This window comes from Prevotella brunnea (assembly GCF_008016795.1).
Lineage (GTDB): Bacteria > Bacteroidota > Bacteroidia > Bacteroidales > Bacteroidaceae > Prevotella > Prevotella brunnea.
In genome coordinates this window covers 1-20468 of sequence record NZ_SDIK01000092.1, presented here as the reverse complement: position 1 = coordinate 20468, position 20468 = coordinate 1, and the positions used below count along the sequence as shown (strand labels likewise).

Annotated in this window: 16 protein-coding genes and 3 pseudogenes; 6 read left to right on the top strand and 13 right to left on the bottom strand. The window is 40.0% G+C overall.

Annotation, left to right across the window (positions count from 1 at the left end):
• Window positions 1–234 precede the first annotated feature (234 nt).
• The 4 genes from ETF27_RS10415 to ETF27_RS10400 all read right to left on the bottom strand — a co-directional run bounded on the left by ETF27_RS10415 (window position 235) and on the right by ETF27_RS10400 (window position 5278).
• Window positions 235–2799 (bottom strand): ATP-dependent Clp protease ATP-binding subunit, encoded by a 2565-nt coding sequence (locus ETF27_RS10415; protein ID WP_130829003.1) that lies wholly within the window; start codon window positions 2797–2799, stop codon window positions 235–237.
• Window positions 2800–2905: 106 nt separating this feature from the next.
• Window positions 2906–3040: a dehydrogenase gene (locus ETF27_RS10410; RefSeq protein WP_130829001.1), complete on the bottom strand. Its 135-nt coding sequence runs from the start codon at window positions 3038–3040 to the stop codon at window positions 2906–2908.
• A complete protein-coding gene (locus ETF27_RS10405; RefSeq protein WP_130828999.1) occupies window positions 3030–4469 on the bottom strand; it encodes a DUF4270 domain-containing protein in 1440 nt (479 codons plus the stop codon). Before ETF27_RS10405 ends, ETF27_RS10410 begins: the two co-directional genes overlap by 11 nt.
• Window positions 4466–5278 (bottom strand): glycogen/starch synthase, encoded by an 813-nt coding sequence (locus tag ETF27_RS10400; RefSeq protein WP_130828997.1) that lies wholly within the window; start codon window positions 5276–5278, stop codon window positions 4466–4468. Before ETF27_RS10400 ends, ETF27_RS10405 begins: the two co-directional genes overlap by 4 nt.
• Before the next feature lie 166 nt (window positions 5279–5444).
• Between ETF27_RS10400 and panC the strand changes: the two genes are divergently transcribed.
• Together panC and panD are read left to right on the top strand one after the other, a co-directional pair.
• Window positions 5445–6296, top strand: coding sequence for a pantoate--beta-alanine ligase (panC, locus tag ETF27_RS10395; RefSeq protein WP_130828995.1), 852 nt, complete (start codon window positions 5445–5447; stop codon window positions 6294–6296).
• Window position 6297: 1 nt separating this feature from the next.
• Window positions 6298–6645: an aspartate 1-decarboxylase gene (gene panD, locus ETF27_RS10390; protein ID WP_130828992.1), complete on the top strand. Its 348-nt coding sequence runs from the start codon at window positions 6298–6300 to the stop codon at window positions 6643–6645.
• 351 nt (window positions 6646–6996) lie between these two features.
• On the opposite strand, the gene ETF27_RS10385 is transcribed toward panD, so the two are convergent.
• From ETF27_RS10385 to ETF27_RS10350, 9 genes are all read right to left on the bottom strand, one after another.
• Window positions 6997–7425 (bottom strand): acetyl-CoA carboxylase biotin carboxyl carrier protein, encoded by a 429-nt coding sequence (locus tag ETF27_RS10385; protein WP_130828990.1) that lies wholly within the window; start codon window positions 7423–7425, stop codon window positions 6997–6999.
• A gap of 5 nt (window positions 7426–7430) precedes the next feature.
• On the bottom strand, window positions 7431–7580 hold the full coding sequence (locus ETF27_RS11345; RefSeq protein ID WP_165444187.1) for a hypothetical protein: 150 nt from the start codon (window positions 7578–7580) through the stop codon (window positions 7431–7433).
• A gap of 22 nt (window positions 7581–7602) precedes the next feature.
• Entirely contained in the window at window positions 7603–9168 is a 1566-nt protein-coding gene (locus ETF27_RS10380; RefSeq protein WP_130828988.1) for an acyl-CoA carboxylase subunit beta, read from the bottom strand.
• Between the two features lie 258 nt (window positions 9169–9426).
• The gene (locus tag ETF27_RS10375) at window positions 9427–11100 is read right to left on the bottom strand and encodes a DEAD/DEAH box helicase (protein WP_130828986.1); all 1674 of its coding nucleotides are present in this window, start codon (window positions 11098–11100) and stop codon (window positions 9427–9429) included.
• Between the two features lie 52 nt (window positions 11101–11152).
• A complete protein-coding gene (locus ETF27_RS10370) occupies window positions 11153–12379 on the bottom strand; it encodes an LptF/LptG family permease (RefSeq protein ID WP_130828984.1) in 1227 nt (408 codons plus the stop codon).
• A gap of 11 nt (window positions 12380–12390) precedes the next feature.
• Complete coding sequence (tgt, locus tag ETF27_RS10365; protein ID WP_130828982.1) at window positions 12391–13518, bottom strand: tRNA guanosine(34) transglycosylase Tgt; 1128 nt, start codon at window positions 13516–13518, stop codon at window positions 12391–12393.
• Window positions 13508–15985 (bottom strand): endopeptidase La, encoded by a 2478-nt coding sequence (lon, locus tag ETF27_RS10360; RefSeq protein WP_130828979.1) that lies wholly within the window; start codon window positions 15983–15985, stop codon window positions 13508–13510. Before lon ends, tgt begins: the two co-directional genes overlap by 11 nt.
• Window positions 15986–16095: 110 nt before the next feature.
• On the bottom strand, window positions 16096–16806 hold the full coding sequence (locus tag ETF27_RS10355; RefSeq protein WP_130828977.1) for a tRNA1(Val) (adenine(37)-N6)-methyltransferase: 711 nt from the start codon (window positions 16804–16806) through the stop codon (window positions 16096–16098).
• Window positions 16807–17835, bottom strand: coding sequence for a diacylglycerol/lipid kinase family protein (locus ETF27_RS10350; RefSeq protein ID WP_130828975.1), 1029 nt, complete (start codon window positions 17833–17835; stop codon window positions 16807–16809).
• 189 nt (window positions 17836–18024) lie between these two features.
• Between ETF27_RS10350 and spt the strand changes: the two genes are divergently transcribed.
• The 4 genes and pseudogenes from spt (at window position 18025) to ETF27_RS11585 (ending at window position 20136) form a co-directional block, all read left to right on the top strand.
• Window positions 18025–19212 carry a serine palmitoyltransferase gene (spt, locus tag ETF27_RS10345; RefSeq protein ID WP_130828973.1) on the top strand — a complete coding sequence of 396 codons (1188 nt, stop codon included), beginning with the start codon at window positions 18025–18027 and terminating at the stop codon, window positions 19210–19212.
• A gap of 339 nt (window positions 19213–19551) precedes the next feature.
• A pseudogene (locus ETF27_RS11840) lies at window positions 19552–19686 on the top strand (IS1380 family transposase); the annotation flags it as partial.
• Window positions 19678–19893 (top strand): annotated as a pseudogene (locus tag ETF27_RS11835) (IS1380 family transposase); the annotation flags it as partial. The pseudogenes ETF27_RS11840 and ETF27_RS11835, both read left to right, overlap by 9 nt.
• 12 nt (window positions 19894–19905) lie before the next feature.
• A pseudogene (locus tag ETF27_RS11585) lies at window positions 19906–20136 on the top strand (hypothetical protein).
• The last annotated feature ends 332 nt before the right edge of the window (window positions 20137–20468 follow it).

The following is a 20468-nucleotide window of genomic DNA, read 5'->3' as shown; positions in this document are numbered from 1 at the left end:
AGCTAAATCCGTATAAGACATATTTAGGACACCATTGGATAATGATATGGCGTAGGTACTGAAAGTTTACATTTGGAAATATAATGACATGACGAATCCGTCTATGACGAAACCATTTCAACTCAGCCGTCTTTTTGGGTTTTGTCATGCGTTCAAGGGAGACGCGAGTTCTATTGAACTTTGACGGTCAGGTTGGAATGGTTTCCGGATTTAATGTCTTTTTATGCTCTATGCCTATTTTGTCGAAGAGTTGGCATTATCATTTTCGCGTTGCAAGCGATTGAAGATAAGCGATTCCGCATTGGGATTTTTTTCAATGTTTATGGCATCACCTTGTTTGAGATCTCCCGAAAGGATTTTCTCGCTGATTCCATCTTCGATGTAGTTTTGTATGGCTCGTTTTAATGGACGAGCACCATATTGTACATCATAGCCTTTTGTAGCGACAAACTCTTTTGCCTTGTCGGTGATTTGCATGCCATAGCCCAATTCTTTTACGCGTTTGAACAAACCTCTTAATTCGATATCCACAATCTTTTTGATGGCAGTCAAATCAAGCTGGTCGAATGTAATGATTTCATCGAGGCGGTTGAGGAACTCCGGAGCAAATTGCCTGCTGAGGCTCTTTTGAATAATGGAACGAGCGCGCTCTTTATCTTGCTCATTGTGGGATAGCGCATTTAGGTTCGTGGCATTGAAACCCACACCCTGTCCAAATTCTTTTAATTGACGTGTTCCGGCATTCGAGGTCATGATGATGATGGTATTGCGAAAATCTATGAGACGTCCGTTGCCATCTGTCAGTCTTCCCTCGTCAAGCACCTGAAGCAAAATATTGAATAAATTTCCGTGTGCTTTTTCTATCTCGTCCAAAAGCACGATGGAGTAGGGGTGTCGCCTGACTTGTTCTGTCAATTGTCCTCCTTCCTCAAAACCCACATATCCGGGAGGCGCGCCAATCAATCTTGATGTATTGAAGCTTTCTGAATATTCGCTCATGTCAATCCTGATGAGCGCGTCTGATGAGCCAAACATAATCTCAGCCAATTTCTTTGCCAAGTAAGTTTTTCCCACACCGGTGGGACCAAGAAACATGAACGCACCAATGGGATGATTAGGATCTTTCAAACCAATGCGGTTTCGCTGTATGGCTTTTACCATCTTTTCAATGGCTTTATCTTGGGCTATCACCTCTTTTTTCAAATCTGATGCCATGTTTTTTAGTCTGATGCCTTCACTTTCTTGCATTCGCTGAACCGGTACGCCTGACATCATTGACACAATGTCTGCCACATGGTTTTCCGTTACCTCCACGCGTTCATTGTTCTCTCCATTTTCCCATTGCGTTTTAGCCGTTTTTAGCTTTGCTTCAAGCCCCGCTTGTCGGTCTCTGTAACTGGCAGCAAGCTCAAAGTTTTGATTCCTCACAGCGGCTTGTTTCTTTTGCTGTGTCAAATCTATCTCTTTCTGAATATTAAGGATTTCCTTTGGTACTTCCGCATGTTGCAGATGTACACGAGAGCCTACTTCGTCCATTGCATCAATAGCCTTGTCGGGAAAAGCTCTGTCTGTAACATATCGGTTGGTGAGTTTTACGCAAGCCGTTAGTGCCTCATCTGAATATTTCACACAATGATGGTCTTCGTAGCGACCTTTTATATTTTGAAGGATTTGCAGAGTCTCATCGTCTGTGGTTGGTTCTATCAGTACCTTTTGGAAACGACGCTCCAAGGCTCCATCCTTTTCAATGGAATTGCGATATTCGTCCAATGTCGTAGCACCGATACATTGTATTGTTCCTCTTGCAAGAGCCGGCTTTAATATATTTGCCGCGTCCATGGAGCCCGGTGTAGAACCGGCTCCTATAAGTGTGTGTATTTCGTCAATGAAGACGATGATGTCAGGGTTTTGTTCTATTTCTTTGATGAGTGCACGGATGCGTTCTTCAAATTGTCCACGATATTTGGTCCCTGCTACTACGGCAGTCATATCAAGCGTAATCATACGTTTGCCGAACAATACGGGCGACGTGAGGTGCTTTTCTATAAGTTGTGCGAGTCCTTCCACGATGGCACTTTTCCCAACGCCGGGTTCTCCAATGAGTATCGGATTATTTTTTTTTCTTCTGCCTAAAATCTCGCATACTCTGAGGATTTCTTTCTCTCGTCCTACTACAGGGTCTAATTTACCTTCGGCTGCAGCTTGTGTAAGGTCGGTTCCGAAATTGTCCAATACCGGTGTTTGCGATTTGGATCTGGTGGTTTGAGTGGTTCTCTGCGAATTGGAATGATTGCCCGTGTTCAGTACTGGTGCCTCATCCTCTTCTTCACCTGCCATTTCTATTCCATCTTGTATCTGTCCGGCTTTTGTTCCGAGATAAATAAGAGCAGTGTTATAATCAAGGTCGTTGTTTTCTAAAATTTCCTTTGCTCCATTATTTACATTATCATGCAGGATGGCAAGCAATAAGTGTGGTACATCAACCGTCTGGATATGCTGGCTTCTGGCTTCCAACACTGCCAATTTCAATATGTTGTTTGCCTTTTCATTTAAAAGCATATCCGTTGATATGAGCATTTTGCCCTCGTTTTGGTTTATCACCTTTTCCTCTAATTGATTTTTAATGTTTTCAAGATTAAGATGTAGTCTTGAAAACAAGTCGGAGATAGGACCTGCCTTCTCTCTTAATATAGCAAGAAGTATGTGCTCGGGACCTACCGACGTACTCGCGAGTCGCTCTGCTTCCTCTCTGCTAAAGGAGAGTACTTCTGATACTTTTGGGGAAAATTGATTTATCATAGTCCTTTTTTCTTTTCTTATTTACTTTACAATTCTTGTCAGTGCAATGACATGAGTGCAAATGGTATGCCAAAATAGCGGGAATACATCTGCATTCCCGCTATTCTTATAGTGCTTCATCTTCCGGTTTGTTTATTTTTACTTTTGGAATCTTATTGCCGATATGTTTCTTTTTTCGTAACCACTCTGCTTTTTTGACTTGATATTCTTCGTAGTGTTTCTCTAAAAAATTATCTGCCATTGTTAAACTTGTTGTAGATTACTGATATCTTGATGCTATTGATATTATCGTTTCCAAGAAGTTTCACTCCGGTCAATCCCATGTAATGAGATATTTTTGTTATCACAACCTTGTCATCTTTGATTTTAGCTGTTTCTAATTCTACGGGAACGACAACTACTTTTCCCCACTTTTCGCTCATTGCCTGTGAAGCTTTTTGTTGGATGAATAGGTTTACAATTCCGGCAATGTTGTTGAAAGTGTAACTATTCGTCTTTGAGTTATATGTTGCCAAAAACGATGTTTTATTATCAGCAATGTGCTTATTTGAGAAAAAGGCTGTCAGACTATCCGCCGGAAGCATAATTACATTTTGTGGAACATCCAATTTGTAGTTAGAGTTCTCTAACCTGTTCATACACTTTAGTTCAATCTTAGCTGAATTGACATCCTGATTTTCATGTTTTGCTTTTATATTGTCAATAGGAAGGGTCAATTCGGTGAACAAACCTACCGGCGTTTTAAGATAGGTATGATCAGATTCGGACGCTAATTGTTGAAGTCTTGTCGTACTGACATCAAAATTTGTCATCTGTAGAACTTCTTCCGTACTGATTAAATTCGTATTTACCGATTTACTTGTTTCCCCATTTTTGTATTTGAAGAATATATTTATCTGCGCTGCGTTGATTTTAGCGATTGCCCCTATGCCATTCGTTATTTCAAAATAAAAGCCCGGGCAAATATCGTGCAAGAACAAATATGGATTTCGAAAAGATTTAGTATTCTCAAAATACTTTCTCATCAGGTACGTTCCATAATTATTGTAGCTTTTTCCCTCTTTATCTGTATAACTTCTATTTAAATTAATAGTAATGGCAGGCGAGAAATTCTTTGACAAACGGATACTGTCCGGTGTCGTTTGATCGGATAGCGTATAGGTTTGTTTAACCTTAATACCATCTGAGCGTACATAACCTTTGGTTTTTGGGTCGAAGTCGGCATAATAAATATTCCCTTCCTCAATGGGCTTTGAAAGTTCGTATGTCGTCAGTTTCATCTGCGACAAGGAGTCTCCATAGAACTTAGAATAATATAATTTGATTTCACATGAGTCGGCAATGATTTGATTGTTTGCATCACGACTTGTAATTTTGTCCTCTTCCGGAATTTCGTAATTGGATAGGACGTGAAATTGAGTCATAAAATTCGCTGTGACTGTCAAATCCGACTCTTTGTCCCTCATACTTCCCAAATAACCTTGAGCTGAACGCGCGATAATGTCTTTTGCCAATATGCTTTTCGATGAAACGTTGAAAGTGTCTGCGTCCACTACAAGTTTGTCAACATTGTCTATCAGCGAACCGCCAATCATTTCTGTGGTTTCATCGCAAGATGTCAGTGTCATTCCCATCAGGATAGCACTAACTAATAATAATTTTACTTTCATCCAAGTAAGTTGTTGTAGAACTCTGTGTATTTATCTTTTATCTCTTGGTCAGGAATGGGTTGGGAAAGGATGTTTTTATCAGCCTTCTTCGCATATTCCATTAGGTCAGAATTCACGTTGTCGCTGGTTTCGATAATGCCGTCAGAATAATCTATGGCAAGTTTCCCCAGTTCCATAAAATCAAACTTATCTCCGTATTTTTTTAGCATGCTTGCCTTGGAGTTTCTAAATTCCAAACATCTTTTAAAATTCGTTCCGAAGTCATCATGGGGTTGTTCGGAAAAGAGCGAAGTTATTACTTTGGAATTCGTGAATTGTGGCTCATCGTGGTATGCTGTTTTTACATAGAATGGGATTACAGCCGACATCCATCCTTGACAGTGGATGATATCCGGTGTCCACCGAAGTTTTTTTACAGTTTCCAAAACTCCTCTCGCGAAGAATATGGCTCTTTCACCATTATCTGGGTAGTCGTTCCCTAACTCATCTTTTGTCATTGCCGAACGCTTTTGGAAATAGTCTTCATTGTCAATGAAATAAACTTGTATTCGCGTTTGTGGAATGCTTGCGACTTTGATAATTAATGGGTGATCCGTATCGTCGATTATTAAGTTCATGCCCGACAAGCGTATTACTTCGTGCAGTTGTCCGCGTCGTTCGTTGATGGTACCCCATTTAGGCATGAATGTACGTATCTCAAAGCCTGCTTCCTGCATCTTGTTCGGCATCTCACATCCAAAAAGCGACATTTCCGTTTCAGGAACGTATGGTGTGATTTCTTGATTTATGAATAATACTTTCTTTCCCATGCTCAAATAAATTTACTTCATGCAAAGGTAATAAAAAAAGTTGGCTTTTGGTTCTCTTCTTTCCGAAAACATGTTAAAACCCAATATAATTCGCATATTTTTAGATTATCATTAGATATTTAGATAAATTTGTTGTTACTTTGCACACGAATAATATTCAATAGTCATGAAAGTTTTCGAAAAAGTAGTTGATTTGCAGAATGAGCTTTTTCTCATTCGTAAGGAAAAGAAAGAAATTGGTCTGGTTCCAACCATGGGTGCTTTGCATGAGGGGCATGCTTCGCTTGTGAGGCGCAGCGTGAAGGAAAATGCTGTAACGGTTGTTTCCATTTTTCTTAATCCGACACAGTTTAACGATAAAGATGATTTGGCACGCTATCCGCAAACTTTGAAGGCTGATTGTAAACTACTTGAAGATTGCGGTGCTGATATAGTGTTTGCTCCAACAGTTGAAGAAATGTATCCCATGCCCGATGAGCGAATTTTTAATTTTCCGCCACAAACCACGGTGATGGAGGGAGCAAAGCGTCCGGGTCATTTCAATGGCGTTTGTCAAGTTGTTAGCAGATTATTCTATGTCGTTCGTCCGCAGCGAGCTTATTTTGGAGAAAAAGATTGGCAGCAGATTGCCGTGATAAAGCGTTTGGTGGACTATATCAACATGGAGATTAGAATTGTGGAATGTCCGATAATTCGCGATGAAGATGGTTTGGCAAAAAGCTCCAGAAATACCCTTTTAACATCGGAGGAGCGGACAATCGCTCCCAATATTTATAGGATTCTAAAGGATAGTACTGAATTAATCGAAAAGTTATCCGTGAACGAGTTACACGATAGAGTGGTTGCGGACATCAATTCCATTGATGGCTTGGAAGTGGAATATTTTGAAATTGTGGATGGGGGCTCTCTCTTGCCTGTAACGTCGTGGAGTCAAAGTAATTATATAGTGGGGTGTATTACGGTTTATTGCGGACATACTCCCATACGTTTAATAGATCATATCAAATATAGAGGTTAAAATGCAGATAGAGGTTCTGAAAAGTAAGTTACACCGCGTTAAGGTTACGGAGGCTAACCTTAATTATATAGGTAGTATTACGATAGATGAGGATTTGTTGGATGCTGCCAACCTGATAGCCGGAGAAAAGGTACAGGTAGTGAATAATAATAATGGCGAACGTTTCGAGACCTATATCATCAAAGGAGAGCGAGGCTCCGGTTGTGTTTGCTTGAATGGTGCTGCTGCGAGAAAGGCGCAAGTGGGCGATATTGTCATAATCATAAGCTATGCGTTAATGGATTTTGAGGCTGCCAAGATGTTTCGCCCCGCCATAGTTTTCCCTGATGATCAAAATCGCATTGTGTAAAACGACGGCTGTAAAAATCAAATAAAGTCTTGCTAAATAAGAATTTGGCAAGACTTTATTGTTTTATGTTGGTTTGTGGAAATAGTGTTAAATCGTATTTTCCCATCGATTTTCTCACAGAGACTTCATCGAAATGTAAACCTATTTGACATCGGTTTTGTAAAAGCTATGGTTTTGTTTCGCGTTAGCTTACCTTTTACCATCCAAAAGCTTATCTTTTGGATGGTAAAAGGTAAGCTTTTGGTTTCATCCTTATATCTTGTTGTAATTCAGGGATATATGAATTGAAAGAAATAGGTACTTATTGTAAATTCGTTTTACCGGATTTATCTTGTTCCATGGATTTCAGATTTACTCTATTACGACCAGTGGTTCATCCTCTAAAACAGCTTGTCCTACCTTTACTGCAATTGCGGTAACTTTACCGTCTTTTTCAGCTTCGATGTTATTCTGCATCTTCATTGCTTCCAAAACGACCAATGTGTCCCCCGCTTTCACGTCTTGCCCTATCGAGACTTCCACAGAGGTGATCGTACCCGGAAGCGGAGCTTTCACGGCATTCACCGCGTTGATGTTCACTGCTGTCGCTTCAGATTTTTCATTATCGTCCGCAACAGGCTTGCCCAACTCCACTTTCTTTGACTCAGGTTCCGAAGGTTTTTCCATTTGGACTTTGAACTCCTCACCATTCACTTTGATATCAGCAATAAAATCATCGCTGATATTGTCTATTTCGACCTTATAATCTTTATTGTCTATTGTATATTTAAATTCTTTCATTTGTCTTATGGTTTCTTAGTCATAATCTCAAACTTTGCGCTCCACAATGTCTGCTTGGGCTTTATGGTAATAATCCCCGACTCATTATCGTGAACGTTGTTTCCGGCATATTCATAGAGTGCCATGGCAATAGCCGCAAATTTGTTTTTATCCATTACTTCCGTGTTTATTTTTGGTTTACATCGGCATACAGCCGTGTTTTTTTGCGGGTAGGCTCATTTTCTTGTTAGCGAGTTGTGCCAATCCCCGGCAAATGCGAAAACGTGTGTTGCGTGGCTCAATTATGTCATCAATGTATCCAAATTGTGCTGCTTGGTACGGATTCGCGAATTTTTCTGTGTATTCTTCTTCTTTTTCCGCAAGGAAAGCTTTCACATCGCCACCTTCTTCCTTTATCTTTTTGGCTTCTTTTCCACAAAGAACGGCAACTGCACCTGATGCGCCCATTACGGCTATCTCGGCACTCGGCCATGCAAAATTCAAGTCTGAACGCAACTGCTTGCATCCCATGACAATGTGCGATCCACCATAGCTTTTGCGGAGCGTAATAGTGATTTTGGGAACTGTCGCTTCTCCGTAAGCATAAAGCAATTGAGCACCATGTAGGATGACAGCGTTATATTCCTGACCTGTACCGGGAAGGAATCCCGGAACATCAACGAGTGAAACGATAGGAATGTTGAAAGCATCGCAAAAGCGTACGAAGCGTGCTCCTTTTCTACTTGCGTTGGTATCAAGCACACCGGCGTATGCAGCCGGTTGATTCGCAACGATGCCAACACTCTGTCCATTGAAGCGTGCGAAGCCTGTGATGATGTTCTTGGCAAACTTGGGCTGTACTTCAAAGAACTCACCGTTATCAGTGATAGCCTTGACTACCTTGTACATATCGTATGCCTGATTCGGATCATCGGGGATAATTTCATTCAGCAAGTCTTCTTTGCGATTAATCGGGTCGTTACATTCAGCTCGTGGTGCTTCTTCTTGGTTGTTGGATGGAATATACGAAAGCAAAGTTTTGATGATTTCCATCGCCTCTTCTTCGGTTTTTGCCGTGAATCCGGTTACACCGCTTTTCGTTGAGTGTACGGAAGCACCTCCCAAATGTTCCGCGTCGATATCTTCACCTGTTACGGTCTTCACCACTTTTGGACCTGTTAGGAACATGTAGCTGGTTTGCTCCTTCATGATGATAAAATCGGTGAGGGCAGGAGAATAGACCGCTCCGCCGGCACACGGTCCTAATATACTTGAAATCTGTGGGATAACACCCGAAGCGAGAATGTTCCGTTCAAAGATTTCGGCATATCCTGCCAATGAGGAAATGCCCTCTTGTATTCTTGCTCCACCGGAGTCGTTCATGCAGATGACAGGGGCTCCATTGGTCATGGCCATGTCCATAATCTTGCATATCTTTTGAGCCATTGTTTCTGAAAGCGAGCCTCCGTTTACTGTAAAGTCTTGTGCATAAACATATACCAAACGTCCATCGACAGTTGCTGATCCGGCAACCACTCCATCGCCGAAGTATTGCTTCTTTTCCATGCCGAAGTTATGACAGCGATGAAGTTTGAACATATCATATTCCTCAAAGCTTCCTTTGTCCACCAGCATCTCTATGCGCTCACGTGCGGTATATTTACCTCGAGCATGCTGTTTATCTATGGCTTTCTCACCGCCGCCGAGTCGAGCTTGCTCTCTTTTTGCTACGAGTTCTTTTATCTTTTCAGTTTGTTTACTCATAAATATATTTTATGTTTTGTTGTTCTGGTTTTTATATAAAACGCTATAAATCAACTGCAAAAATACTAAAAAAAGCTGATATGCACAAGCAGCGAAGTATAAAATCTTATTGATTATGGATTTTTCTCTTTTGAAGCATAGTTGGTTTACCGATTCACTTGATTTCATGCGAACGGTAATAACGAAAACGCGCAGGATACTCTTTTGATTATCCTGCGCGTTAATCATGTTTTCACAATAGGAATATAGCGTTTATATTTATTTTTTCTTTAATATTCCAAGCCACTTCAATGGCTTTTTGATAAGCGATTTTATACCTGTTTTAGGTTTGTCGAGTGCGTTAAGTTCTTCTCTTATTTGATATTTAGAGCTCTTGCGTGGTTGCGAAGCGGCAGTATGAGTGTTCTTTTTCCGGCTGTGTTTTTTGCTTGTTTGGTTGTTATTGCTCGTTTGTTTGCCATTCGCAACATTCTTTCTTTTTCGCCCTGTGTCCTTTTCTTGTTGCGAGCTGTACTTATTTTGATTCTTTGCTTTTGTTGAGTGCTTGGGGCTTGTTACGTTCTCGTTGCTCTTTCGGCTTTCTGCTTTACCTTGCTCATTGTTTTTCCGTCTTTTTTCATTTTCTTGTTGATTGGGAGAAACGGCTTCCGCCATATCCGGTTTATTATTATTCCGGGAATTTCTTTCTTTTCCATTCCGAACTTTTTTGTCTTTATGGCTTTGATGGTCTCTGTCTTTTCTCCGACGATTTTTTGCTGTGGTTTTGGCTTTCCCCTTGCTGACATATTCCGGGCCGGTTCCCAATCCTTCAGGTAGGGAGACCTTTTCAACTTCTTTGCCAAGAAATTTTTCTATTTGCTGAAAGAAAAAAATATCGGCATCATTAACGAAAGTAATCGCTACGCCATCCTTGTCGGCTCTTGCTGTTCGTCCGATACGGTGTACATAGTCTTCTGCGTCATGTGGAACATCATAGTTGATGACCATCGTTATATCATCTATGTCAATGCCTCGCGCAAGAATATCGGTTGCTACGAGAACATCAATTTGCCCACTCTTAAATTTAAACATCATTTCGTCTCGTTCCGCCTGTTCAAGGTCTGAGTGCATCTGACCGCAATTAATGTGCTTCTGGTTGAGCGACATCGCAATTTGTTTAACTTTTTGCTTGGAACCAGAAAAAATGATGACTCTTTTCAGATTGCCTGATTTGAATATATCCTTTATAATGCCAATTTTCTGGCTTTCATGGCAGATGTATGCCGCTTGCTGTATCTTCTCTGCCGGTTTGCTTACCGCCAATTTGATGATGGAAGGGTTTTTTAAGAGACTTTTTGCCAAATCTTCTATCTTATTAGGCATAGTTGCCGAAAACATGATGGTTTGACATTCTTTTGGTAGTTTTTTTGCAATTGTCATGATATCATCGGAGAAACCCATGTCAAGCATCCGGTCTGCCTCATCAAGAATAAAAAAACTAACTTTTGAGAGATCGACATTTCCTAATGATATATGTGAGATAAATCTTCCGGGGGTAGCGATAACAATGTCGGCTCCCAATGTCAGACTTTTAAGTTCTTGGTCATATCGATTTCCATCATTACCACCATAAACTGGTACACATGATACATCATCAAGATAGTAGGAAAAGCCTTGAATGGCTTGGTCAATTTGTTGTGCTAACTCTCTTGTTGGCGACATGATTACGCAGTTAATTGCGTCAGAAGGATAATGTCCATCCGCCAGCTTCGAGAGAATGGGTAACAAATAAGCTGCTGTCTTACCGGTGCCGGTTTGCGCCACACCGAGAACATCCTTTCCTCTCAATATTTCCGGAATACAATTTTCTTGAACAGGTGTACATTCTTCGAAGTGCATGTCATAAAGTGCGTCTAACACGTTATCATTTAAATCTAAACTTTCAAATTCCATAGTTTCTTTTTTGTTTCCCTTCGTCGCAAAGGGTTGTTATAATATAAATATTTTAGTTTGGTGCATGTCGGTAGCAAAAGTATGCTATGACAGCGAAAATAATGTTTGGTATCCATGCCGCTAATATCGGTGGCGTATTAGCGTTGATGGCAAATGTTGATGAAATTGTTTGTAACAATATATATCCAACACTAAGTGCCAAGCCTATTCCCAAATACATTCCCATACCACCTTTCCTCTTTCTTGAAGATAATGAAAGTCCAATTATTGTAAGTATAAAGGATGAAAATGACATGGCGATGCGTTTATGATATTCTACTTCATATTGGACAACATTACCTGAGCCGCGACTGGTTTGTTTAGAGATATATTCTAATAACTCCGGTGATGTAAAGGTCTCTTGTTGCCCTTTTGAATAAACCAAATCGGTCGGTTCCATCAATATAACCGTATCTATCTCGCTACCGCTTGTTATGTGTTCTTTAAGTCCTTTTAGCTTTCTTATCTTCCAGTTGGTTGCTTTCCAATGAAACTTTGAGTCGGAAACGGTATCATATTGAATTTCGGTTGCTGTCATGTGATTAACTAACTTCTTATTCTCAAATCGGTCTAATGAGAATCCATACCCCCTCTTGTAATCGTTATCGTAATGTTGGATATATGCCACCGTATTCTTGGCTACTTGTAATTGTACATTCTCGGCAGAAGAACTTCTTTTACTATTTCTATAAAGATTTTCAAAATTCTGTCGAATAATCGTGCCATGGGGAATAACAGAACTGTTCAGATAATACGTGAGGCTTGCAATGAGAATACAAGTAATCATGTAAGGGCGCATGAGTCGCTTAAAGGAAACCCCGGCTGCCATCATGGCAATAATCTCTGAATTCCCGGCGAGTTTTGAAGTAAAGAATATTACGGATATAAAGACAAACAGAGGTGAAAAGAGGTTGGAATAATAAGGAATGAAGTTCGCATAAAAATCGAAAATAATTGCATGCATGGGGGCATGATATTGTGTGAACTTGGAGAGGTTTTCATTAAAATCAAATACAATGGCAATGGAGATGATCAGAACGATGGAGAAAATATAAGTTCCTATGAATTTCTTTATGATATACCAGTCGAGAATACTTAAATATCGTTTGGGATTTAGCCATCCAGATCTTTTTCTTATTATGGGAAAGACTCGTTTCAGCCAACTCCAAAATGAGCTTGCACAAGACAATATCTTTTTATTCTTTGCAATATGTTTGATATTTCGGAATTGCTTATTCATCTGAAGCGTTCTTAAATTCTTCTACCTAACTGATCAATTACGGAAGATTTCCATTTCGTGAAGTCTCCTTTCTCAATATGATTTTGTGCGTCTGTTACTAAACGGAGATAGAATGCCAAATTATGAATGCTTGCTATTTGCATGGCGAGCAGTTCACCGGCCTTAAAAAGATGATGCAGATAGGCTTTACTGGTGATTTTATCAATTTCGCATCCATTGGAATCAAGCGGACTAAAATCCGCTTCCCATTTCTTGTTGCGCAGGTTCAAAGTACCCTCATAAGTAAACAGCATGGCATTCCTACCATTTCGGCTTGGCATTACGCAATCGAACATATCCACACCACGCTCAATACCTTCTAAAATGTTTTGTGGGGTTCCCACTCCCATTAGGTATCTGGGCTTATCCTTAGGAAGTATAGCGTTTACAACTTCTATCATTTCGTACATCACATCTACAGGCTCACCGACTGCTAAACCGCCAATAGCATTGCCGTCTGCGTTTTTGTCAGCAATGAATTTGGCTGCCTCGCTTCTCAAGTCTTTGTAAGTGCATCCTTGCACAATGGGAAACAAGCTCTGATTATAGCCGTATAAAGGCTTGGTCATGTGGAAACGTGTCAAACAGCGATCGAGCCAACGTTGTGTAAGCTCCAAACTTTGCCTTGCATAGCTGTAATCGCTCTTTCCGGGTGGACATTCATCGAAAGCCATCATGATATCTGCGCCAATTATTCGTTCCGTATCAATGACACTTTCCGGTGTGAAGAAATGCTTTGAGCCATCTATGTGACTACGAAATTCGCATCCTTCTTCAGATAATTTCCTTATCCCTGTGAGTGAAAACACTTGAAATCCGCCCGAATCAGTCAGTATGGGCTTTTTCCATCCATTGAATTGATGCAGTCCTCCAGCTTCTTTTAAGATTTCTAATCCGGGACGGAGATATAAATGGTAGGTGTTTCCAAGAATAATCTGGGCTTTTATCTGCTCAATAAGTTCTGAAAAATGAACCCCTTTTACTGTTCCCACAGTTCCAACGGGCATGAAAATAGGGGTCTTTATTTTTCCATGGTCAGTTGTAATGATGCCTGTTCTGGCATCACTACAGTTATCTGTTTTCAGAAGTTCAAATTTCATTCACGCTCTTGTTTGTTTTCACTTCTTCTTTTACTGTTAAGTCCAAAGGGTTTTGCACCATCTCATCTGTTAAGGCTAATTCCCATACTTGATTTACATTTTCCACATAATGGAATATCACCCCTTGACGATATTTTTCCGGTATTTCCTCAATATCCTTTTTATTCTCTTTGCACATGATGATGTCCGTGATACCGGCACGTTTCGCCGCAAGGATCTTTTCTTTTATACCTCCAACCGGTAGTATTTTACCGCGAAGGGTGATTTCTCCGGTCATCGCAATGTTCTTTCTGATTTTTCTTTGTGTCAGAGCCGATGCTATACTTGTTGCTATGGTAATGCCTGCGGAAGGTCCATCTTTAGGTGTTGCACCTTCCGGCACATGAATATGAATATTCCATTGCTCGAAAATGCGATAATCCACTTTTAGGGTATCGATATGAGCTTTTACATACTCAAGAGCAATGATGGCAGATTCTTTCATCACATCCCCAAGGTTTCCTGTCAATGTTAGTTTTCCTGCTTTACCTTTTGAGAGAGAAGTTTCTATAAAAAGTATCTCTCCACCTACGCTTGTCCATGCCAAACCTGTTGCAACTCCAGCATAATCATTTCCTTGGTAAATGTCGCGATAGAAAGGTGGTTTGCCCAACAAGTCTTCCAATTCAATAGGGGTAATTCTTTCATAAGGCAACATTTGATCCATGGCTTGTTTGTAAGCCAGTTTGCGCAACGCTTTATTTATTTGTTTCTCAAGCTGTCTTACACCGCTTTCTCTTGTATAGCTCTCGATGATTTTTTCCAAAGCAGCTTTTGTGAATTTCAATTTTGGGTTTGAAATGTCAAGTCCGGTATTTGTCAGTTCCTTAGGGAACAAATGCCTTTTCGCAATTTCGATTTTTTCCTCAGTGATATAGCCCGAGACTTCGATGATTTCCATACGGTCAAGCAATGGCTTGGGAATAGTGTTAAGATCGTTTGCCGTAGCAATGAAAAGAACTTTCGATAAATCGTAGTCCAAATCCAGATAGTTATCATGAAAGGCATTGTTTTGTTCCGGGTCTAATACCTCCAATAAAGCCGATGATGGATCTCCATTAATCGTATTTTGAGTAACCTTATCAATCTCGTCAAGAATGAAAACTGGGTTCGATGATCCCGCTTTCTGTATATTCTTTACTATTCTCCCCGGCATAGCACCAATGTATGTACGCCTATGTCCCCTGATTTCTGCCTCATCATGCAAACCTCCCAATGACATTCTGACATATTTTCTCTTCATTGATTCTGCTATGCTCTTTCCGAGACTTGTCTTTCCAACACCCGGTGGTCCATAGAGACAAATAATCGGGGACTTCATGTTTCCTTTCAGTTTGAGTACTGCCATATATTCAAGAATGCGATCTTTTACTTTTTCCATTCCGTAATGATCTCTGTCAAGTACTCTTCTGGCTCTCCGCAGATCCAAATCATCCTTGGTGTACTCATTCCATGGAAGATTTACCATGGTTTGCAAATAATTCACCTGAACACTATAATCCGGGCTTTGTGGGTTTAGTGTATTTAGCTTGTCAAACTCTTTCTTGAATGTTTGTTCTATTTCTTCATTCCATTTTTTTGTGGCTGCCTTCTCCAAAAGTTCCTTTTTCTCAGGTGCCGACTCTCCATCGCCCAATTCTTCTTGAATATTCTTTATTTGCTGATGCAGAAAGTATTCGCGTTGTTGCTCATCGAGATCTTCTCTCGTTTTTGAGCGAATGGTCTGTCTCAAATGTTGGAATTGTATCTCTCTGTTCAATATCTTCATGAGTCTGAACAAACGATCCTTGATGGATTCTTCTTCCAATAAATGAATTTTGTCCGATACGCTGAAAGGCATATTTGCGCAAATATAGTTTACGGAAACAACAGGATTGGCAATGTTATCCAATGCAAATTGTGTGTCGTCTGGAATCTCTTCGCTACCGTGAATGTATTCCTTGGCTGTTATTTTCATGTCATTTACAGCCGTGATAAACTCTTTGTCTTTTCTGCTGACAAGCTCATCAGGGATGGATTTCACGATTCCTTTCATGAACGGTGTGTCTGTTATTATGGATTCCAGCTTACAGCGTCCAAGACCTTGTAGTATGGCTGTTCTGCTCTCACTATCGTTACTTCCGGGCATATCAAAAGCCCTCACCAATCGGGCATATACTCCTGTGTGGTATAAGTCTTGTTCCTGTGGCTCTTCTATATTGCCGTCTTTTTGGCTCATTACCGCAAAAATGGCTTTGGGATTACTCTCAAGATATTTCACTAACTTGAGGGTTGCTTTTCTTCCTACGAGCACAGGCATTAAAACACCCGGAAACATTACGAGATTGCGAGTAACGAAAACGGGAATATCGCCTTCTATCTTCACGTCCAATTCTGGTAGTTCGCCTTCATAGTCTGCGAACATTTGTATGGAATTATTTGGATTCATCAGATTTTCTTTAATAATTTGACTTGCAAAAGTAATAAATAAAAATGAAAGAGGATAGTGATTATTGTTAGTTAAATCTTAATAATACATAACGGAAAATATTGTGCATCCTACTTAATGTAAAATTCTTTCGTTAAATTCTTGTACCAATCCGACTTGTTATTTTGTTCATCCATCAAGCATTGCCATTCTATGTCAAACCCTTCACTTTTCTTCTTGAACTCAACCAATATTCGCCTTGTCACTTTATTCATCTTCGTCTTTAAGTAAACAATTTTACTAATTGTAAAACCATTAAATACAGCTTCTGATTCAAGTTTATCTTTGCAGTCAATTGGAACAATTAAGGAAAAGGTTCCATTCGGATGGAGTAGTCGCTCACCACACTTCATTAAGTCTTGGTAAGGCAGTGTATCGGCATGTCTTGCCATTGACTTGTTTTGTTCTGAATTTTTCATTGAATTAATGAAAAACGGTGGGTTGCTGACGATAGCATCATAGTGCTCCAAAAGGTTTTGCGAAGTCATTTTTTCGTAAAACTGTTGTAGTGATTCCTTATGTAGTATTATCCTTTTCTTGAATGGCGAGTGTTCAAAATTCTTTTCCGCTTGTTCTGCTGCGGTAGAGTTTATCTCAACCGCTTCTATTAGAGCTTTTGGGTGTCTTTGTGCCATCATGAGCGCAATAAGCCCCGTACCGGTTCCAATGTCGAGTATTTTTTTTCCTCCTTTTGCCCAAGCACCGAGCAACACGCCATCAGTTCCAACTTTCATTCCACAATGATCTTGTTCAATGTGGAATTGTTTAAATGTAAATCCCATTTACCTATTTAATTTTCTAAGGAGAGTTTTATTGAGAGCTTGAACTTTTCTCCCTTGTTTGGTAATGTTGCTGCGGATTAAATCAATGTTTGAAAATAGTTCCGAGAACGCGTTCTGGATGATGTTGGGCTGTCGCTGACTTTTGTCGTCCTCCGGATTTACTACAATTCTGATTCCCTTATGAACCATGGAAATATCAATATCTGCTGCTGCCATTATTGGGTCGCCATCATAATGGATAACGCCTTCCTTATTTCTATGGATGCGAATATGTTTTGCCCTGAATGTCTTTATTTTAAGATTCTTGTCTAATGTTTTGTTAAACAGCTCTATCGCCACTTGCGATGCTTCCAGCACATCGAATGGTTGGATGATAATCACATCTAATTTTCCATCGCTCATGGACGCTTGTGGCGCAATGTAAGCATTATTACCATATTGTGAAGCATTGGCTACAGAAATAAGGAAAGCTTTGTAACGATGGACGCCTTCATCATCTTCTATCTCGTAGATTTGTGGTTTGTATCTCAGCCCCTCTTCCAATACTTTTTGAACGTATGTAATCATTCCTCGTCTTCCTGCTTCCGCGAACTTCATGGATATAAACGCGTCGAAGCCCATTCCGCAAGTACAGAAGAATGGCGTCCCATTAATAATTCCATAGTCCAATTCTTTTATTTTGCATTGGTTAAGAATGTCAAGACCTTTTTTAATATTGAGCGGTATGGCAAGATGCCTGGCAAGTCCGTTGCCGGAGCCTAAAGGTATAATCCCGAGTGCGGTATGGGTTTGCACCAAAGCTCTGCCCACTTCGTTCACGGTTCCGTCTCCCCCTACGGCAACAACGATATCTATATTCTCGTTGACAGCTTTTTTGGCGATTTCTGTTGCATGTCCTGCTGATTTGGTCGTTTCAATATGGAAATCAAATTGCTCTTTGTCTATGTATTTTTCAATCATTTCTGGAACGGAATCTTTATCTCCCGAGCCGGAAATAGGATTCATGATAAATATTATTTTCTTTTTCATGCGGTAGAGTACATTATGATATAGAACCAAATTACAAAATTACTCATTTATAATCGTTTAGTCAATTTTTAATAGCAAAAAAACCTTTATAAGGCAGTTTTCTTTATAAAAAGTATCATTTATCGCTCAAAATTTGTATCTTTGCAGCCTAATATTAAAGTAGCTACACTGCTACACCTTATTAATATAATGGGACAGTTACAAGAAAAGTACAAGAAATACTGTGAGCCGCAAAAATTCATAAATGCCGGTGTGTATCCATATTTTCGCGAAATCACCAGCAAACAAGGTACAGAAGTAATCGATATTAATGGTCATTCCATATTGATGTTTGGATCAAATGCCTATACGGGCTTGCCCAATGATCCTCGTGTTATAGAAGCAGGAAAGCGAGCGATGGATAAATATGGGTCTGGCTGTGCCGGAAGCAGATTCTTAAATGGAACATTGGATTTGCATGTTCAGTTAGAGAAAGAACTTGCTGAGTTTGAAAATAAGGACGAAGCGTTGTGCTTTTCAACAGGTTTTTCCGTCAATGCCGGTGTTCTTCCCGTCGTAGTTGGAAGAGGCGATTACATCATATGTGATGATCGAGACCACGCAAGTATAGTTGATGGTCGCCGTTTAAGTTTTGCCACCCAATTGCATTATAAGCACAACGATATGCAAGACTTGGAGCGAGTGCTTCAGAAACTCCCTCGGGAGGCGATTAAACTCATAGTTGTAGATGGTGTTTTCTCCATGGAAGGCGATTTGGCAAAATTGCCTGATATAATAGAGTTGAAGCATAAATACAATTGTTCGGTCATGGTTGATGAGGCTCACGGATTGGGAGTTTTCGGAAAACAGGGTAGGGGCGTTTGTGATTATTTTGGAGTAACTGATGATGTTGATCTTATCATGGGTACATTTTCCAAGAGCTTGGCTTCAATAGGTGGGTTTATCGCTTCCGATAAAGACACAATCAACTTTTTGCGCCATACGTGTCGGACATATATTTTCTCTGCCAGCAACACACCGGCAGCGACAGCCGCAGCGTTAGAAGCTTTGCATATCATGCAAAATGAGCCTGAGCGTCAGGAACATCTTTGGGCTGTAACCAATTACGCGCTGAAGCGTTTTCGAGAAGAAGGCTTTGAAATAGGCGACACCGAAAGCCCGATTATCCCTTTATATGTCCGAGATATTCATAAGACTTTCATTGTAACAAAATTGGCGTATGAAGCCGGCGTATTCATTAATCCGGTTATCCCTCCTGCTTGTGCACCACAAGACACTTTGGTACGTTTTGCTCTGATGGCAACTCATACGAAAGAGCAAGTGGAACGAGGAGTGGAAATACTAAAACGCATTTTCAAGGAAGAAGGCATCATTTAAAGAATTGCAGATAGATACAAATATTGAAAGATATGATGAGAGTTGGTGCTTTGGCATCAACTCTTTTTTTATGAGTTTTCTGTATGTTAGTAAAGAGCTTTGAATCTACAAAACTAATATTTTATTATCTGCACTTAAAAAGCTTAGCTTTTGCATTGTAAAAGCTAACCAATTGCATTGCAAAAGCTAACCTATTAGCGTGTAAAAGCTAAGCTTTTGAAATGATGATGATACTGTGTTGATACATAGGTAGTTGTGGATGTTGGCTTAGTGCTATGTCTGACACAGTTATAACAGATAAAAAGAAGAGTGCTTAAAGGCGAATTTGCATCTGACCAACTGAAAGAGGGTGAGATGTATGATGTTGATTTCGACCACCAGTTCATAGAGACAGAGAAGTATGATGCAAAGCCTACATACAAGAAGTTCCTTGGTTATCGCCCTGGCGTGGCGGTTATTGGCGATTTGATAGTCGGTATAATCCGTAACTTTTACAAGGCCATTATTCAAAGACTTGACGTAAAGAAGTACGGACTCAATACAACAAGTCGCATAAAAGCGTTTGTTTTCAGGTTTATCTCTGTACCAGCCAAGTGGATCAGGACATCAAGGCGGTATGTGCTGAATATCTATACCTGTAATAATGCTTACGCAGATGTTTTCCAAACTGATTTTGGATAATGCCTACAACTTATGGGAATGATATTGTGTATTGCCTCAAGTCACATTGTGGGGTAAGGGGATATTGTAGGCAGAAGTGGTTGCTTCAAGTTCAAATTATCTGCAAATTCAGTAATGAGAGGACGTGTAAACGCAATAAGGACGTTCAAGGGCTTAGTTGCGGATTTGAGGTTATTTTGTTTTGTTATGGGTATTTTACTCTTTTGTTTTAGTTTTTTTTGCTTTTTTTGTTTTCAGGGATAAGGGCGTAACTATTCAGCAATAGCCATACGCCACCTCCCATCCTACAATGATAGGATGGTGCTGATAGCATTGAGTTGTGACTATTGCTGAATAGTTAGTCGTCCCTTGAAAAGTAAATAACCTATTGATTATCAATAAAATAACCTTTCTATTATTTGTATATATCTACAAGTTTTTGTATCTTTGCATAGTAAAATCTTGCAAATCAACAATGTATAAATCTCCATCCAACACCCATCAGGTATCAATGTTTTGGGACTTGGCATCCATGCTCAATCCCACCCATCCAATGTATAAACTTGCCAATCTGATAAATTGGGAAACCTTTGAGC

Coding starts and splice junctions, on each gene's coding strand:
- ETF27_RS10385 (WP_130828990.1), bottom strand. CDS start 7,425: ATGAAAGAATTTAAATATACAATAGACAATAAAGATTATAAGGTCGAA.
- spt (WP_130828973.1), top strand. CDS start 18,025: ATGGGACAGTTACAAGAAAAGTACAAGAAATACTGTGAGCCGCAAAAA.
- ETF27_RS10405 (WP_130828999.1), bottom strand. CDS start 4,469: ATGAAAGTAAAATTATTATTAGTTAGTGCTATCCTGATGGGAATGACA.
- tgt (WP_130828982.1), bottom strand. CDS start 13,518: ATGAAATTTGAACTTCTGAAAACAGATAACTGTAGTGATGCCAGAACA.
- ETF27_RS10415 (WP_130829003.1), bottom strand. CDS start 2,799: ATGATAAATCAATTTTCCCCAAAAGTATCAGAAGTACTCTCCTTTAGC.
- ETF27_RS10400 (WP_130828997.1), bottom strand. CDS start 5,278: ATGGGAAAGAAAGTATTATTCATAAATCAAGAAATCACACCATACGTT.
- ETF27_RS10350 (WP_130828975.1), bottom strand. CDS start 17,835: ATGAAAAAGAAAATAATATTTATCATGAATCCTATTTCCGGCTCGGGA.
- ETF27_RS11345 (WP_165444187.1), bottom strand. CDS start 7,580: ATGGATAAAAACAAATTTGCGGCTATTGCCATGGCACTCTATGAATAT.
- ETF27_RS10410 (WP_130829001.1), bottom strand. CDS start 3,040: ATGGCAGATAATTTTTTAGAGAAACACTACGAAGAATATCAAGTCAAA.
- panD (WP_130828992.1), top strand. CDS start 6,298: ATGCAGATAGAGGTTCTGAAAAGTAAGTTACACCGCGTTAAGGTTACG.
- ETF27_RS10380 (WP_130828988.1), bottom strand. CDS start 9,168: ATGAGTAAACAAACTGAAAAGATAAAAGAACTCGTAGCAAAAAGAGAG.
- panC (WP_130828995.1), top strand. CDS start 5,445: ATGAAAGTTTTCGAAAAAGTAGTTGATTTGCAGAATGAGCTTTTTCTC.
- ETF27_RS10355 (WP_130828977.1), bottom strand. CDS start 16,806: ATGGGATTTACATTTAAACAATTCCACATTGAACAAGATCATTGTGGA.
- ETF27_RS10370 (WP_130828984.1), bottom strand. CDS start 12,379: ATGAATAAGCAATTCCGAAATATCAAACATATTGCAAAGAATAAAAAG.
- ETF27_RS10375 (WP_130828986.1), bottom strand. CDS start 11,100: ATGGAATTTGAAAGTTTAGATTTAAATGATAACGTGTTAGACGCACTT.
- lon (WP_130828979.1), bottom strand. CDS start 15,985: ATGAATCCAAATAATTCCATACAAATGTTCGCAGACTATGAAGGCGAA.